Here is a 14497-nt window from a genome sequence, read left to right on the forward strand (position 1 = left end):
GGTCTACGTCTCCAACGCCCCCTTCACCGAGGTCCAGAAGATCCTCGGCGTCGTCGCCGCCGTCACCGGACCGGCCTCCAGCGCCGCGATCGCCTACCAGTACACAAAGTAGGCCGCCGCCCCGGTCGGTCCGCAGGTCCGGTCCAAAGGCCCGATCCAAAGGTTCGATCCACCGGATCCTGCGGTGGCGCCTCAATCTTCTCGCCGGAGCGTGGGACACTTCGGCGAATGATGCGTAGAAGGGGCGCGATGACCACGAGACGTGCGGCCTTCCTGATCGGCCTGGGCGCCACCCTCCTGCCCGCCGCCCTCCCCGTCCTGCCGGCCTCGGCCGACGTCGCGATCGGCGTCGCCGTGCCGCGCTCGGGCGCCTACGTGGCGGTGGGCGAGCAGGTGCTGCGGGGCGTCGAGGCGGCGGCGCGCGACGCCAACGCGAAGGGCGGCCTCGACGGGGAGACGGTCGTCCTCGACGTGCAGGACGATGCCTGCGACTCGAACAAGGCGACGGCGGTCGCCAACCACTTCGTGCAGTCGGGCGTGCGCCTCGTCGTCGGCCACGTCTGCTCGAACGCCTCCCTGGCGGCCTCCGACGTCTACGCCCAGAACGGCATCGTGATGATCAGCGCGGCCTCGGTCGCCGCCAAGCTCACCGACCGCGGCCTGCCGACGATCTTCCGGGTCTGCGGGCGCGACGACGACCAGGCGCGCCTCTCGGCCGCGGTGCTGGCCGAGCGCTTCCGAGACCGCAAGATCGCCCTGATCCAGGACCTGACGCCCGCCGCCCGGACCCTGGCGGCGGCCACCAAGGACAACCTCAACCGCATCGGCATCAACGAGACCCTGTCGGTGGCCTTCTCGCCGAGCGACGCCGACGACGCGGCGCTGGCCGACCGGCTGAAGGGCGCCGGGATCGAGGTCGTGTACTACGGCGGCGACGCGGCCGAGATGGGCCGCCTCGTGCGGATCTCGGCCGAGCGGGGGTTCCGTCCGCAATGGTTCGGCACCTCGGCCATCGCGACGCCGGACTTCGCCAAGGTCGCGGGCCCGGCGAGCAACGGCGTGCTGATGACCTTCTACCTCGACCCGAGCCGGCAGCCCGCGGCCGCCGCCGTGGTCAAGGCCTTCAAGGCGGAGGGCGTCGAGCCGACGGGCTCGACGATCTACGGCTACGCGGCCCTCCAGGCCCTGGTGGCCGCCGGCAACTTCGCCCACACCACCGACCCGAAGCAGATCGCCGCGACGCTCCACGCGGAGCGCTTCGACCTCGTGCTCGGCTCCGTCGGCTTCGACGCCAAGGGGGACGTCACGGCCCAGGGCTACGTGCTCTACGTCTGGAAGGACGGGGCCTTCACGCCGGCCAACAAGTAGCGCCCGCGGACCAGGGCGGGCTCGGCGCTTCAGGCCTCGGCCGCATCGACCTCGGCGCCCCGCCCCAGGCCGCGCAGCAGTTCAGCCAGGTGCGGGCGCACGGTGAGCTGGCGGGCGTGCAGGCGCCGCACCGCCGCGCTCAAGGTCCCTCCGCGCCCGAGCGCCGCGTCCGCGAAGGCGGTCATCCGGGCGTTCGGCCAGGCGGGCTCGCGCAGGGCGTGGAGGCGCGCCACCAGCGCCTCGGCCGGCGTGCCGGGCTCCCCTTGCGCGAACAGCATCAAGAGGGCCGCGGTCGAGCGCGACAGGCCGTAGTGGCAGTGGACCAGGAGGTGGCCGGGCTCCCCCGCGAGCCCGGCCCCGAAGGCGAGGATCTGCGCGATGTCGTCCGGCTCCGGCGGCACCAGCCCGTCGCCGGGGCCGAGGCAGTCGTGGAAGCGCAGCGTCGTGCGGGCATGCGCGCCGAAGGTCGCGAAGGCGGCGGGCTCCGGGGTGCCGGGATCGAGCAGCGAGAGCACGTGGGTCACGCCGCGGTCGCCGTGGCCCGCGAGCTCCTCGAGGCCGCAGACCGTGTGGAGGGTGATGCTGTCCGGTGTCACCGGCCCCGCCTATCACGACGCTCCGCGGGATTCGAGCCGGTTCCGGGTCACCCGGGGGTGTGGTAGGGGCGGCCCCGCCCGGGATCGTGCGGGCGGGCCGGATCGTTCGGCGTCCTTGAGCCGTTCGTGCCCGGCGGCGCGCCGGGACGCCGAGAGGACGCCGGGAGGACGCCGGGAGGACGCGAGGTGCCATGGAAACCCTGAAGCGACGGGCCCTGCTCACGGCGGGCCTCGGCGCGGCGACCGCGGGCCTCGCCGCGCCGGCGCGCGCGCAATCGGCCCCGGAGCTGCGCTGGCGCCTCTCCTCGGCCTACCCGAAGACCCTCGACATCCTGTTCGGCGCCGCCGAGAGCCTGAGCCGCCTCGTGGCCGAGGCCACCGACGGCCGCTTCCAGATCCAGCCCCTCGGGGCCGGCGAGGCGCTGGCGCCGGAGGCGATGATCGACGCGGTGGGGGCCGGCGGCATCGAGATGGGCCACGGCCCCGCCACGCTCGCCATGGCCAAGGACCCGGCCTTCGTGCTCGCCACCGCCCTGCCCTTCGGGCTGAACGCCCGCGGCCAGAGCGCCTGGTGGCAGGCCGGCGGCGCGGCGGAGCTGTTCGGCGAGATCTTCGCGCGCAACGGCCTCGCGAGCCTGCCCGGCGGCAACACCGGCGCCCAGATGGGCGGCTGGTTCCGCCGGGAGGTGAAGGCCCTCTCCGACCTCCAGGGCCTCAAGATCCGCATCGCCGGCCTCGGCGGCCAGGTGCTCGGCCGCCTCGGCGCCGCCCCCCAGGCCATCCCGGGGCCGGAGATCTACGGGGCGCTCGAGTCCCGGAAGATCGACGCCGCCGAGTGGATCGGGCCCTACGACGACGAGAAGCTCGGCCTGCAGAAGGTGGCGCCAGTCTACCACTACCCGGGCTTCTGGGAGGGCGGGGCGATGCTCCACTTCTGGATCAACGCCGAGCGCTGGAAGGCCCTGCCGAAGGCCTACCGGGCGATCCTGCAGGCCGCCGCCGCGCAGGTCTCCGCGGAGGTGCAGGCCCGCTACGACGCCCGCAACCCGCAGGCGCTGCGCCGCCTCGTGGCCGGCGGCGCCCAGCTGCGGCCCTTCCCGCAGGACGTGATGGAGGCGGCCCTCAAGCAGGCCAACGAGCTCTACGGCGAGATCGCGGCCAAGAACGCCGACTTCCGGCGCGTCCACGACGCCCTCAAGACCTTCCGGAACGAGGAGTACCTCTGGTTCCAGGTGGCCGAGTACACCTACGACAACTTCATGATCCGCGCCCGGGCCCGGGGCTGAGGCAGGTCGTCGGCCTCCGCGAGGTCCCGCCCCGGCCGACCCGTCAGCTCGCGCCCTCGTCGAGCTGCGCCACCAGGTTGCGCACCTCGGTGATGGCCGACAGCGTCTTGTTCTCGAGGAGCAGGACGTCCGAGCGCAGATCCGACAGCTGGCGCTCGACGCGCGCGAAGTGCTGGTCGACGCGCGCCGAAGCCTCATCCAGGCGCATGTTGACGCGATTCAGGAGATCGATCACTCGGGTCTCTCGATCCGCCAGCTCGATCATGTCGCGCCGCATGCCCTGCATCGATCGCAGGATGAGGTTGTTGTCGGGGCTCGGTGCATCGGACATGCGGATTAGGCTAAGCGTCCTACGCGCCACCGCAAGGGGTTGCCCCCCGCGATCCTGAACCCCGGCAAGAAAAAAGGCCACTCCCGAGGGAGCGGCCCGAAGTCTAGGGAGGAAACGCCCAAGGAGGGCAGCAGGAGCGCGACGCCATCGCGTTCCCGCAATGCACAATCTGATCCTCCCCGACGGAAATACAAGGCCGTTGGGGCAGCAGGGCTGTCGTTTCCGTCTTTCGCCCCCCGTTCGTGGACCGTCTGTGTTCAAAATGTCGCATCCGGTGGTGTGGGTATTCGGACCCCTCCGGGCGCTGCGAAACCTGATTTGCCGCCAGTAAAGATTTGAGAGAATAGAGCTTTCGCGGCTCATGCGGCCAAGCTTCGCCGGCCCGTTTCAGGCGGCGTCGGGATCGTGGCCCGCTGCAGCCTTCCGGGGGCCGCGCCCTAGCTGTGCGGGAGCGCAGCCGAAAACTGATTCGGCAAGATCGATTCGGAGAATACGGGGCCATGGCGATCCAGGCAGGCCGCATCCGCGTGCTCAAGGACGTGGAGCCGCGGACGGGGGGCGCCTACGTGCTCTACCTGCTGCAGCAGGCGAACCGCGCGCGGTTCAACCCCGCCCTCGAACTCGCCATCGAGGAGGCGAACCGCCTCGGCCTGCCCGTGGTCGCCTGCTTCGGCCTCCTCGACGGGGCGAGCGGCTTCCCGGAGGCCAACGCGCGCCACTACGCCTTCCTGCTCCAGGGGCTCGCCGAGGCGAAGGCGGGGATCGAGGCGCGCGGCATCGCCTTCGTGATGCGCAAGGCCTCGCCGGCCGAGATCGCGATCGACCTCGCCCGCGAGGCCGCCCTCCTCGTCCTCGACCGGGGCTACCTCACGATCCAGAAGCGCTGGTACGGCGAGATCACCGCGGCCGTGGACACCCGCATCGTGCAGGTGGAGGGCGACGTGGTGGTCCCCGTGGAGGTCGCCTCGCCCAAGCACGAATACGCCGCCCGGACGCTGCGGCCGAAGATTCGGCATCACCTCGATGCGTATCTCGAGCCGCTGCGCGCCCGCACCGTACGGCATCCGGCGGACGGCCTGCGCCTCAAGAGCACGGTCGACGTCTCGGACCCCGAGGCGGTGCTCGCCGGGATGACCCTCGACCGCGCGGTCGCGCCCGTCCGCCGCTTCGTCGGCGGCGAGGGCGTCGCCCGCGCGCGCCTCAAGGCCTACCTCGCCGGCCCGTTCGGCAGCTACGGCACGGACCGGAACCGCCCGGAGGCGGGCGCCGCCTCCTACATGAGCCCCTACCTGCATTTCGGGCAGATCTCGCCCGTGGAGATCGCGCTCGCCGTGCGCGCCGCCAAGGCGGGCAGCGCGGAGGACCGGAACGCCTACATCGAGGAGGTGGTGGTGCGGCGCGAGCTCGCCATGAACCACGTCCACTACCAAGAGGGCTACGACCGCTACGCCAGCGCCGTGCCCGAATGGGCCCGCAAGACCCTCGCCGAGCACGCCGGCGACCCGCGTCCCCGCACCTACTCGGAGGCGGAGCTCGCCGAGGGACGGACCCACGACACCTACTGGAATGCCGCCCAGGCCGAGATGCGCGAGACCGGCTACATGCACAACCACCTGCGCATGTACTGGGGCAAGAAGATCCTCGAATGGTCCCCCTCCCCCAAGGAGGGCTTCGCGCGGACGCTGCGGCTCAACAACCGCTACTTCCTCGACGGGCGCGACCCGAACTCGTTCACCAACGTCGCCTGGGTCTACGGCCTGCACGACCGGCCCTGGCAGACGCGCCCGATCTTCGGCAGCGTGCGCTACCAGAGCGAGAACTCGCTGCGGAAATTCGACGCCAAGGCCTATGTGAAGACGGTGGAGAAGCTCTGCGCCGCCGAGCGCTGAGGCTTCCGCCGCGGCCTGCCGGGGCTCAAGGCTTGCAGGCGATGCCCGGCCGCGGGGACCCGACGCGGCGTCTCGTGCCCCGGGAGGGACATGCGCCCACGCCTCCGATACCGCCCCGCGATGACGCGGCTGCGCAACGCCTCCCGCGACGCCTTCTCGATCTGGCGCGGACGCCTGCTGTTCCTCCTCGGCGGCATCGGCGTCGGCCTCGCGGCCGTGCTGATGGCGAAGTGCGCGGACGCCGCGCAGGCGGGCTTCAAGGCCCTCACCGCCCCCTCCCCGCTGATCGCCCTGGCGCTGACGCCGGCCGGCTTCGCGCTGGCCGCCCTGCTGGCCCTCACGGTGTTCCCGAACTCGCAAGGGTCCGGCATCCCGCAGGTGATCGCCGCGCGCCACGCCCGCACCTCCGCCCTGCGCAACGCGCTGATCGCGCCCCGGGTCGCGTTCGGCAAGATCGTGGTGATGACCCTCGGCCTCCTGTGCGGGGCCTCCGTCGGGCGCGAGGGCCCCACCGTGCAGGTCGGGGCCGCCATCATGGCGGCGTTCGGGCGGCTGACGCCCGAGCGCCTGCCGGGCCTGATCCTCGCGGGCGGCGCGGCGGGCGTGGCCGCGGCCTTCAACACGCCGCTCGCCGGCATCGTCTTCGGCATCGAGGAACTCGGGCGGGCCTACGAGGCGCGCACCACCGGGCTCATCGTCGCCTGCATCGTGGCGGCGGGCCTCACCTCCCTCTGGCTCGTGGGCAACTACACCTATTTCGGCACCTCAGACGCCACCCTGGCGTTCGGACAGGCCTGGCTCGCGGTGCCGGTCCTCGGCCTCCTCGGCGGCCTCGCGGGCGGCCTGTTCAGCCGGATCGTGATCCTGTTCGGGCGCGGCCTGCCCGGCCGGGCGGGGCGCCTCATCGCCCGCCGCCCCGTGGCCTTCGCGGCCCTGTGCGGCCTCGGCGTCGCCCTGTGCGGGCTCGCCACCGGAGGCAGCGTCTACGGCACCGGCTACGAGGAGGCCCGGGCGATCCTGCACGGCGACGCGCCGGCCGCTCTCGACTTCGCGCCGCTGAAGTTCGCGGCGACCGTGCTGTCCTCGATCAGCGGCATCCCGGGCGGCCTGTTCGCGCCCTCGCTCGCCGTGGGGGCCGGGCTCGGCGCCGTCCTGCACACGACGTTCGCGGGCGTGCCGGTGGGTGCGCTCGTGCTCATCGGCATGGTCGCCTACCTCACCGGCGTGCTGCAGGCGCCGATCACCGCCTTCGTGATCGTCACCGAGATGACCCAGGACCACGCCATGATGATCCCCCTCATGGTCGCCGCCCTGATCGCCGACGCGGCCTCGAAGCTGATCTGCCGCGAGGGCCTCTACCACGCGCTCGCCGCCACGATCCTGGCCCAGGCCGAACCCGCGCCGGAGCCGGTGACGCGCACCGCGTGAGGATGGGCTATGCTCGGCGGGCGCCTCCTCCGGGGCGCCCCTCGCGATCGGAGCAGCCGATGCCAGCACCCGCGCCGCCCGCCGCCGAGCGGGCCCTCGCCCTTGCGGCACGCCACATCGGCGCATCGGTGCCCGACCCGATCGGCACCGCGGACCTCCTCGCGGCCCTGAACGCGCCTGACGTTCCCGCCGCGTTCGAGCACCACGTGCGCGCGTTCTTCGACGAGGTGGAGGTCGAGACAATCAGCGATCTCGTCCGCAGCGGCGCCATCAGCTATCCGGTGCTCGCCCGGGGGGCGCGGCGCTGCCTCCCGCCGCGGCACGACACCCGCCGGTGGCTCGATGAGCGCGCCTGAGTCGCGCTGGCGCCACCTGCTCGCCCTCGCGCTGCCGGCGCTGGACCACGTCTTCGGTCCGGAGACGGACGAGACCAGGCCGCCGCCCTGGACGCTCGGCGGGGGCACGGCGATCGCCGTCTGGATCGACCACCGCATCAGCTTCGACGTCGACCTGTTCATCGCGGGCGTGCCGCTCAAGCGCTTCACGCCCCGGCACAACCCCGGTGCCGCGGCCATCTCCCGAACCTACCAGTGGCCGGGTCATGACCTGAAGTTCGAGCGGCCGGAGGGCGAGATCGATTTCCTGTCCGCTCCCCTCCAGACCGAGCCCGGCTACGCCTGGACCGATCTGGAGGGCCGGCGCATCGCGGTCGAGACGCCGGAGGAGGTCCTGGTCAAGAAGATCCGCTTCCGCTCCGCCCGCTTCACGGCGCGCGACGTGTTCGACCTCGCCGCCGTCGCGAAGCTCTCGCCGGAGCTGCCCGGCATCCTGGCCCGAGAGGTCCCGGATGCCCTCGCGCGGACCCTGGAGGCCCTGGACTTTCAGGCGGCGCGGGGAACGACGGCTCTCGCGCGGAGCGTGATCCCGACGGCCTGGACGCGGAACTTGGCCGGGGAGGCCTTCGCGCTCGGACGGGGCGCCCTGGAGCGGGCCGCGGCGCTCGCCGCGGACGGCCCGGCCTGAGCCTTCGCGGCCGGCGCGACCTTGGCCGGAACGCTTGCGGCGCGCGGCTGTTATCGCTCGGTTCTCATCGGAGTCTCCCGCGCATGACCCTTCTCAAATGGGCCCTCATCTGCTTCGTCATCTCGGTCATCGCGGGCGGCCTCGGCTTCACCGGCATCGCCTCCGGCGCGGGCTCGCTCGCCCGCATCCTGTTCGGCCTGTTCCTCGTCGTCGCCATCGTGATCGTGGTGATCGCCTTCGCGATCGGCCAGGCGGTGTTCTGAGGGCCGGCCGGTGACGGGCAATCCGGCGGGCCGCACGGCCCTCGTCACCGGCGCCACCTCCGGCATCGGCCGCGAGACGGCGCTCGGCCTCGCGCGGGCCGGGCTCGCCCTCGCCATCGTCGGCCGCGACGCGGGGAAGACCGAGGCGACCGCCCGCGACATCCGCGCCGCGGTGCCGGGCGCGGTCGTGGCGACCCACGTCGCAGACCTCTCGGCGCAGGACGAGATCCGGCGGCTCGCCGCCGCCGTGCGGGCCGCGCACCCGCGCCTCGACGTGCTCGTCAACAACGCCGGCGCGATCTTCGACCGGCGCACCCTCACCGTCGACGGCATCGAGCGCACCTGGGCGCTCGACCATCTCGGCTACGTCCTGCTGACCCTCGAGCTGCTCGACCTCCTGAAGGCGAGCGGGCGGCCCGGTGCGGCCGCCCGCATCGTCAACGTGGCCTCGGCGGCCCACCTGCGCGGCCACGTCGACTTCGACGACCTGGAGGGCGCCCGGCGCTTCAGCGCCATCAAGGCCTACTCGCAGGCCAAGCTCGGCAACGTGCTGTTCACCTACGCGCTGGCGCGCCGCCTCGCCGGGGAGCCCGTCACCGTCAACGCCCTCCATCCGGGCGTGATCAACACGGGCTTCGCGAAGAACACCGGCGGCCTCCTCGGCTTCGGCTGGGGCCTGATCCGCCCCTTCCTGAGGGCGCCCGAGGAGGGGGCCGCCACCTCGCTCCACGTCGCGACCGCACCGGAGGCCGAGGGCGTCAGCGGCCGCTATTTTTCGCGCAGCCGCGAGGAGACGAGTTCCCCCGAGAGCCGGGACGAGGCCGTGCAGGAGCGGGTCTGGGCCCTGAGCCTGCGGCAGGTCGGGCGCGCCGCCTAGGCCTTCGCGGGCAGCCCGGCCCGGAAGGCCGCGTGCGCCCGCACGAGGTCGCCGGACAGCGCCCGCTCGATCAGCGCGCGGGTCTCCGCCACCCCGTAGAGGGCCACGAAGGAGCCGAAGCGGGGGCCCCGGGCCTCGCCGAACAGCAGGTTGTAGATCGTGGTGAACCAGGCCTGCGACACGCCGGGCCGCCCGTCCGGGCTCTTGGCCTTGCCGGAGAGGTCGGGGAAGTGGCGCCGCCCCACCTCGTAGACCACCGCCTGCAGGGCCTCCGGGTCGGTGGAGCCGGCCTGGTCGGCGAGCGCCGCCGACAGGTCCTCCAGCGCCGCCCGCTCCTCCGGGCTCGGCTCCCGGTAGGTCTTGGCCGGCCGCACGAAGTCCCGGTAGTAGGCGAGCGCCCGGTGCACGAGCCGGTCGAGGCCCGGATGCGTCTCGGGGCCCACCTCCGCGGCGTAGCGGCGGATGAAGCCCCACAGCACGCCCGCCTCCTCGGCGTTGGCCACCGCCACGAGGTTGAGGAGCATCGCGAAGGTCAGCGTCGTGCCCGTCTGGCCCTCCGCGGCCCCGATCGTCTCCGGGGCCGGCGGCGCGCCGGCGTGCAGGTGCCAGACCGGGTTGCCGAGGCGCAGCCGGGCGTCCTGCCCCGGATAGCGCTCGAGGAAGTTGATGTACTCGTCGACGTGGCGCGGGATCACGTCGAAGAACAGGCGCTTGGCCTCCCGCGGCTTGGCGTACATGAACAGCGCCAGGCTCTCGGGCGTGCCGTAGGTCAGCCACTCGTCGATGGTCAGCCCGTTGCCCTTCGACTTCGAGATCTTCTGCCCCCGCTCGTCGAGGAACAGCTCGTAGTTGAAGCCCTCCGGCGGCTCGCCGCCGAGGGCGCGGGCGATCTGGCCGGAGAGCTTGACCGAGTCGATCAGGTCCTTGCCGGCCATCTCGTAATCGACGCCGAGCGCCACCCAGCGCATCGCCCAGTCAGGCTTCCACTGCAGCTTGGCGTGCCCGCCGGTGATCGGCGTCTCGTAGCCCTCGCCCGTGGCGGGGTCGCGCCAGACCAGCGTGCCCGCGGCCGCCCGCACCTCGTCGATCGGCACCTGCATCACCGCGCCGGTGACGGGGTGGATCGGCAGGAACGGCGAGTAGCTCGCCGAGCGCTCGGCCCGCAGCGAGGGCAGCATGATGGCCATCACGGCCTCGTAGCGCTCGGCCACCCGCATCAGCGTCGCGTCGAACATGCCCGCGCGGTAGCAGGCGGTGGCCGAGCGGAACTCGTAGTCGAAGCCGAAGGCGTCGAGGAAGCGGCGCAATTCCGCGTTGTTGTGGGCCCCGAAGCTGTCGTGGGTGCCGAACGGATCGGGCACCTGCGTGAGCGGCAGGTTGAGGGCCGCCCGCAGCATCTCCCGGTTCGGCACGTTGTCGGGCACCTTGCGCAGCCCGTCCATGTCGTCCGAGAAGGCGATCAGCCGGGTCGGCACCGCGTCCTTCGTGAGCACCCGGAAGGCGTGGCGCACCATCGAGGTGCGCGCGACCTCGCCGAAGGTCCCGATATGCGGCAGGCCCGAGGGGCCGTAGCCGGTCTCGAACAGCACCTCGGCCTTCGGCCTCCGCTCGAGCCGCGCCACGAGCTTGCGGGCCTCCTCGAACGGCCACGCGGCCGCGCCGGCGGCGGCCTCGATCAGGGCGGGGTCGAGGGGGAGCGGGGACGGCATGGCGGGCTGCTGCTGGGGAACCGGAGGGGCGGCACCCTAATGCCGAATGCCGCGCTGCGAAATTCCCCGGGCGGGATTTTCTGGTCCGAGCCTGCCGGGCCCGATCAGAACGGGCTCACCGGGAAGAAGCGCAGGTACAGCTCCGTGTACTTGCCGTCGTCCCAGACCCGCTGGAGGGCGTCGTCGAGGGCGCGGGCGAGGGCGGCGTCCTCCTGGCGGGTGACGAGGCCGATCCCCTCCCCGAAGTAGCGGTTCTCCAGGTAGTCGCCGCCGGTCATCGCGCAGCAGCCGGCCGCGTCGATCCCGCCGATCCACAGGGCGAGGTTGAGGCCGTCGGCGAAGAGGTAGTCGATCTCGCCCCGCCGGAGCGCGCCTTCCGCCGCCCCGAGGTCGGTGAAGTCCTGGGCCCCGGCCTTCGGGAAGAACGCCTTGAGGTAGGCTGCGTGCGCGCTGCCGCCGATCACGCCGACGCGCCGGCCCGCCAGCGCCTCCGCCGAGGGAGCCGGCAGCCCGCGGTCGACCCGGGCCGCGAAGCGGGCCGGCCAGCGGAAGTAGGGCCGGGTGGCCAGGAATTTCTCCCGCAGCGTCGGGGTCAGCGGGATCGCGGCCGCCACCACGTCGCCTTGGTGCTCGCCCAGCGCGTCGAGGAGCGTGTCGAAGCGGCGGGCCTGCACCGTGCAGGTGATCGCTAGGCGCTCGCAGACCGCGCGGGCGAGCTCCACCGCGAAGCCCGTCGGGTTGCCGTCCGGTCCCGCGAAGTGGAGGGGCGGGAACTCGTCGTCGGTGAGGAAGCGGACGGCGCGGCCCGTCTGCGGCGCCTCGACGCGCTCGCCCCGCGCGCGGGGGTTCCAGAAGTTCGGCACCGCGACGGCGGTGGCCGGCACCGGCTCCTCCGCCCGAACGGCCAAGGAATATGTTGCCAGGCAGAGGAATATCGTGGAGCCTGCGAGTGCCGCGCGCATCGCCCGGCCCGGGTGCCGCGACGGGGCGGCGGCGGGCGGGATGCGCTGCGGGCGCTCGGGCGGGGTCTGGCTCACCCCGTCTCCCTAGCACGGGTCCGGAGCCGGCGGGAGCCGCGCGCCATGGCCTTCCTCGATCCGCGGCGCCCCTGGTCCGGGGCCGTCGCCCTGCCCCCGGAGATCGATTTCCTCGCCGCCCAGGGGGTCGCCCCGGCGCTCCTCGTCGAGGCGGTGCGCCTCGCGGCGGCGAGCGGCACGGACGCCGCCACCGCCCTCCTGGGGGCGGGGCTCCTCGGCGAGGAGGCGTATTACCGGGCGCTCGCCCGGGCGCTGCGCACCCCCTTCCTCGACGGCGCCATTCCCCTCGGCCCGACGCTCCGCGTCCCCGAAGACCTGGTGCGCGGGGTCGCGCCCCTCGCCCCCGGCGCCCCGGCGACCCTGGTGATCGCGCCTCTGGTGATCGCGCCGCGGGGCGATGCCATCGTCCGCCTGCGCTCGGCCCGGCGCCCGCCCGGCCCCCTGCCCGCCCTCACCAGTCCGACCCGCCTGCGGGAGGCCGTGTTCGCGGCCCGGCCCGGGGCCATCGCGGACGAGGCCGCGCACGCGCTGGAGCGGCACCGGCCCGACTGGGCCTTCGGCCGGGCGCCGATGCTGCGGCCCCTCCTCGCCCTCGGGCTGATCGCCTTCACGGCCTGGCTCGTCGCCGCGGCCCTGCCCGGGCCCCTGGCCCTCGGGCTCGCGCTCCTCGTGCAGTGCCTCGTCCTCGCCGCGGCGGTGTTCCGCCTCGGCGCCCTGCTGGTGCCGGCGCCGGTCGACCGGCCGCTGCCGCCCGACCTCCCGCCGACCCTCGCGGACGCGGACCTGCCCGTCTACACGGTGCTGGTCGCCCTGCACCGGGAGGCCGCGGTGGTGCCGCGCCTGCTCCTCGGGCTGGCGCGGCTCGACTATCCGGCGGCCAAGCTCGACATCAAGCTGGTGATCGAGGCCGACGACCGCGAGACGGCGGCGGCCCTCGCGGCGATCGCCCTTCCGGCCCGCTTCGAGGTGATCGTCGCGCCCCCCGGCGCGCCGCGCACCAAGCCGCGGGCCCTCAACGTCGCCCTGCCGCTCGCCCGCGGCGCCTGCCTCGTCGTGTACGACGCCGAGGACGTGCCCGCCCCCGATCAGCTCCGCCGCGCCGCCGAGGCCTTCGCGTGCGCCCCCCTCTCGACCGCCTGCCTGCAGGGCCGGCTCGTGGTGGACAACGCCGCCGACACTTGGCTCACCCGGTTCTTCGCCCTCGAATACGCCGCGCTGTTCGACGTGCTGGGGCCGGCGCTCGCCCATTGGGGCCTGCCGATGCCGCTCGGGGGCACCTCGACCCACTTCCGCACCGCCGTGCTGCGGCGCCTGCACGGGTGGGATGCCTGGAACGTCACGGAGGATGCCGACCTCGGCCTGCGCCTGGCGCTGGCGGGCTACGCGGTGGGGGACCTGCCGAGCCCCACCTACGAGGAGGCGCCCGTCACCCTCCGGGCCTGGCTCGGGCAGCGCAGCCGCTGGATGAAGGGCTTCCTGCAGACGAGCTACACCCATGGGCGCCGGCCGCTGGCGCTCCTCGCCCGGCTCGGCCCCCTCGACGCGCTCTGCGCCGCGGCGCTGGTGCCCGGCACGGTGCTGTCGGCCCTCGCCTACCCGGTGCTGATGGCGGCGGCGGCCTACGAGTTCTGGGCGCACGGCCTCGGCGCGGCGGAGACCTTCTGGGTGAATCTCGGCCATGGGCTGGCGCTGACGATCTTCGCCTCGGGCCTCGCCGCCCTGATGCTGCCGGCGCTCGTGGGTGCCTGCCGCCGGGGCTGGTGGAGCCTGCTGCCCCTGGTGCCGCTGCTCCCGGTCTACTTCGTCCTGGTCAGCCTCGCGGCCTGGCTCGGGCTGGTCGAGCTGATCCGCGCGCCGGCCCGCTGGAACAAGACCGAGCACGGCCTCGCCCGCACCTCCCGCAGCGGGGCGCTGCGCGACGTGGTGCTGGCCGCCCGGCACCGGCTGGCCGCGCCCCGCCCGCGCCTCACGGGCGCCGGCTTCAGAGACGCTTGGCGAGCTCCGCCGCGGTCTCGTCGGCCGGGCGCATCAGGTTGAGGGCGCCGAGGAAGCGGTTGCGCCCGTCCATCACGTAGACGAGCGCGGTGTGCTCCATCGTGTAGTCGCCGTCCTTGCCCGGGACCTTGCGGCTGTAGGCCCGGTAGCCCTTCACGGCCGCGGCCACCTGCTCCGGGCTGCCCGTGAGGCCGGTGATGCGGGGGTCGAAGCTCGACAGGTAGGTCTTCAGGGCCTTCGGGTCGTCGCGCTCGGGGTCGACGGTGATGAAGGCGACCCGCATCCCGGCAGCCTTCGGGCCGAGCGCCGCGAGCACGTCGGAGATCTGCTGCAGGGTGGTCGGGCAGACGTCGGGGCAGTGGGTGAACCCGAAGAACACGAGGTGGGTGGCCCCGGCGAAGTCGCGCTCGGTCACCGGCTTCCCGTCGGCATCCACGAGGCTGAACGGGCCGCCGACGCTCGCGGTCGCCACCGGCGCGCGCTCCGGCACCAGCACCAGAACCGCCGCGACCGAGAGGCCGACGAGGCCGAGCAGGAAGGCCCCGATCGGCAGGATCAGGCGGCGCGTCCGGGGGGAGAGGGGCACGAACCGGCTCATGGCGACCTACTAGCGACCTTGCGTGGGGCGGGCGGCCCGGGGGGCCGCGCGGCAACCGGGCGTTGCCGAACCACGCCGCAGGGCGCGAGGCAAGGGG

At 73.6% G+C, this 14497-nt stretch carries 14 protein-coding genes; 9 read left to right on the forward strand and 5 right to left on the reverse strand.

The window, feature by feature from the left end; all coding sequences use genetic code 11:
* The first annotated feature begins 249 nt into the window (after positions 1–249).
* The gene (locus tag ACLBXP_RS23760; RefSeq protein WP_447670305.1) at positions 250–1368 is read left to right on the forward strand and encodes a branched-chain amino acid ABC transporter substrate-binding protein; all 1119 of its coding nucleotides are present in this window, start codon (positions 250–252) and stop codon (positions 1366–1368) included.
* A 29-nt stretch (positions 1369–1397) separates the two neighbouring features.
* Here the strand turns inward: ACLBXP_RS23760 and ACLBXP_RS23765 are convergent, their stop codons facing one another.
* A complete protein-coding gene (locus ACLBXP_RS23765) occupies positions 1398–1964 on the reverse strand; it encodes a tyrosine phosphatase family protein (RefSeq protein WP_447670306.1) in 567 nt (188 codons plus the stop codon).
* A gap of 191 nt (positions 1965–2155) precedes the next feature.
* Here ACLBXP_RS23765 and ACLBXP_RS23770 point away from each other — a divergent pair, with 191 nt between their 5' ends.
* A complete protein-coding gene (locus tag ACLBXP_RS23770) occupies positions 2156–3250 on the forward strand; it encodes a TRAP transporter substrate-binding protein (RefSeq protein WP_447670307.1) in 1095 nt (364 codons plus the stop codon).
* 43 nt (positions 3251–3293) lie between these two features.
* Here the strand turns inward: ACLBXP_RS23770 and ACLBXP_RS23775 are convergent, their stop codons facing one another.
* Complete coding sequence (locus tag ACLBXP_RS23775) at positions 3294–3581, reverse strand: hypothetical protein (RefSeq protein WP_447670308.1); 288 nt, start codon at positions 3579–3581, stop codon at positions 3294–3296.
* Positions 3582–4081: 500 nt separating this feature from the next.
* Between ACLBXP_RS23775 and ACLBXP_RS23780 the strand changes: the two genes are divergently transcribed.
* From ACLBXP_RS23780 to ACLBXP_RS23805, 6 genes are all read left to right on the forward strand, one after another.
* The gene (locus tag ACLBXP_RS23780; protein WP_447670309.1) at positions 4082–5470 is read left to right on the forward strand and encodes a deoxyribodipyrimidine photo-lyase; all 1389 of its coding nucleotides are present in this window, start codon (positions 4082–4084) and stop codon (positions 5468–5470) included.
* Positions 5471–5560: 90 nt separating this feature from the next.
* Complete coding sequence (locus ACLBXP_RS23785; RefSeq protein ID WP_447670310.1) at positions 5561–6898, forward strand: chloride channel protein; 1338 nt, start codon at positions 5561–5563, stop codon at positions 6896–6898.
* Between the two features lie 59 nt (positions 6899–6957).
* Positions 6958–7254 (forward strand): hypothetical protein, encoded by a 297-nt coding sequence (locus tag ACLBXP_RS23790; RefSeq protein ID WP_447670311.1) that lies wholly within the window; start codon positions 6958–6960, stop codon positions 7252–7254.
* Positions 7241–7921 (forward strand): nucleotidyl transferase AbiEii/AbiGii toxin family protein, encoded by a 681-nt coding sequence (locus ACLBXP_RS23795; RefSeq protein ID WP_447670312.1) that lies wholly within the window; start codon positions 7241–7243, stop codon positions 7919–7921. Before ACLBXP_RS23790 ends, ACLBXP_RS23795 begins: the two co-directional genes overlap by 14 nt.
* An 83-nt stretch (positions 7922–8004) precedes the next feature.
* A complete protein-coding gene (locus tag ACLBXP_RS23800; RefSeq protein WP_447670313.1) occupies positions 8005–8184 on the forward strand; it encodes a DUF1328 domain-containing protein in 180 nt (59 codons plus the stop codon).
* A gap of 10 nt (positions 8185–8194) precedes the next feature.
* Positions 8195–9061, forward strand: a complete 867-nt coding sequence (locus ACLBXP_RS23805) for an SDR family NAD(P)-dependent oxidoreductase (RefSeq protein WP_447670314.1) — start codon at positions 8195–8197, stop codon at positions 9059–9061.
* Here ACLBXP_RS23805 and ACLBXP_RS23810 read toward each other — a convergent pair.
* A complete protein-coding gene (locus ACLBXP_RS23810) occupies positions 9058–10770 on the reverse strand; it encodes a lysine--tRNA ligase (RefSeq protein WP_447670315.1) in 1713 nt (570 codons plus the stop codon). The two genes, ACLBXP_RS23805 and ACLBXP_RS23810, sit on opposite strands and share 4 nt — an antisense overlap.
* 104 nt (positions 10771–10874) lie before the next feature.
* The gene (locus ACLBXP_RS23815; protein WP_447670352.1) at positions 10875–11732 is read right to left on the reverse strand and encodes a transporter substrate-binding domain-containing protein; all 858 of its coding nucleotides are present in this window, start codon (positions 11730–11732) and stop codon (positions 10875–10877) included.
* A gap of 120 nt (positions 11733–11852) precedes the next feature.
* On the opposite strand from ACLBXP_RS23815, the gene ACLBXP_RS23820 reads away from it, so the two are divergent.
* The gene (locus ACLBXP_RS23820; RefSeq protein ID WP_447670316.1) at positions 11853–13844 is read left to right on the forward strand and encodes a glycosyltransferase family 2 protein; all 1992 of its coding nucleotides are present in this window, start codon (positions 11853–11855) and stop codon (positions 13842–13844) included.
* Here the strand turns inward: ACLBXP_RS23820 and ACLBXP_RS23825 are convergent.
* Positions 13789–14400 carry an SCO family protein gene (locus ACLBXP_RS23825; RefSeq protein WP_447670317.1) on the reverse strand — a complete coding sequence of 204 codons (612 nt, stop codon included), beginning with the start codon at positions 14398–14400 and terminating at the stop codon, positions 13789–13791. The genes ACLBXP_RS23820 and ACLBXP_RS23825 overlap by 56 nt on opposite strands.
* Positions 14401–14497: the final 97 nt, after the last annotated feature.

It is taken from the genome of Methylobacterium sp. A54F, assembly GCF_053346035.1.

What these genes read in the sequence shown, in the direction of transcription:
- ACLBXP_RS23760 (WP_447670305.1), top strand. Translation starts at nt 250, where the DNA reads ATGACCACGAGACGTGCGGCCTTCCTGATCGGCCTGGGCGCCACCCTC.
- ACLBXP_RS23780 (WP_447670309.1), top strand. Translation starts at nt 4,082, where the DNA reads ATGGCGATCCAGGCAGGCCGCATCCGCGTGCTCAAGGACGTGGAGCCG.
- ACLBXP_RS23795 (WP_447670312.1), top strand. Translation starts at nt 7,241, where the DNA reads ATGAGCGCGCCTGAGTCGCGCTGGCGCCACCTGCTCGCCCTCGCGCTG.
- ACLBXP_RS23810 (WP_447670315.1), bottom strand. Translation starts at nt 10,770, where the DNA reads ATGCCGTCCCCGCTCCCCCTCGACCCCGCCCTGATCGAGGCCGCCGCC.
- ACLBXP_RS23775 (WP_447670308.1), bottom strand. Translation starts at nt 3,581, where the DNA reads ATGTCCGATGCACCGAGCCCCGACAACAACCTCATCCTGCGATCGATG.
- ACLBXP_RS23825 (WP_447670317.1), bottom strand. Translation starts at nt 14,400, where the DNA reads ATGAGCCGGTTCGTGCCCCTCTCCCCCCGGACGCGCCGCCTGATCCTG.
- ACLBXP_RS23820 (WP_447670316.1), top strand. Translation starts at nt 11,853, where the DNA reads ATGGCCTTCCTCGATCCGCGGCGCCCCTGGTCCGGGGCCGTCGCCCTG.
- ACLBXP_RS23815 (WP_447670352.1), bottom strand. Translation starts at nt 11,732, where the DNA reads ATGCGCGCGGCACTCGCAGGCTCCACGATATTCCTCTGCCTGGCAACA.
- ACLBXP_RS23785 (WP_447670310.1), top strand. Translation starts at nt 5,561, where the DNA reads ATGCGCCCACGCCTCCGATACCGCCCCGCGATGACGCGGCTGCGCAAC.
- ACLBXP_RS23790 (WP_447670311.1), top strand. Translation starts at nt 6,958, where the DNA reads ATGCCAGCACCCGCGCCGCCCGCCGCCGAGCGGGCCCTCGCCCTTGCG.
- ACLBXP_RS23770 (WP_447670307.1), top strand. Translation starts at nt 2,156, where the DNA reads ATGGAAACCCTGAAGCGACGGGCCCTGCTCACGGCGGGCCTCGGCGCG.
- ACLBXP_RS23800 (WP_447670313.1), top strand. Translation starts at nt 8,005, where the DNA reads ATGACCCTTCTCAAATGGGCCCTCATCTGCTTCGTCATCTCGGTCATC.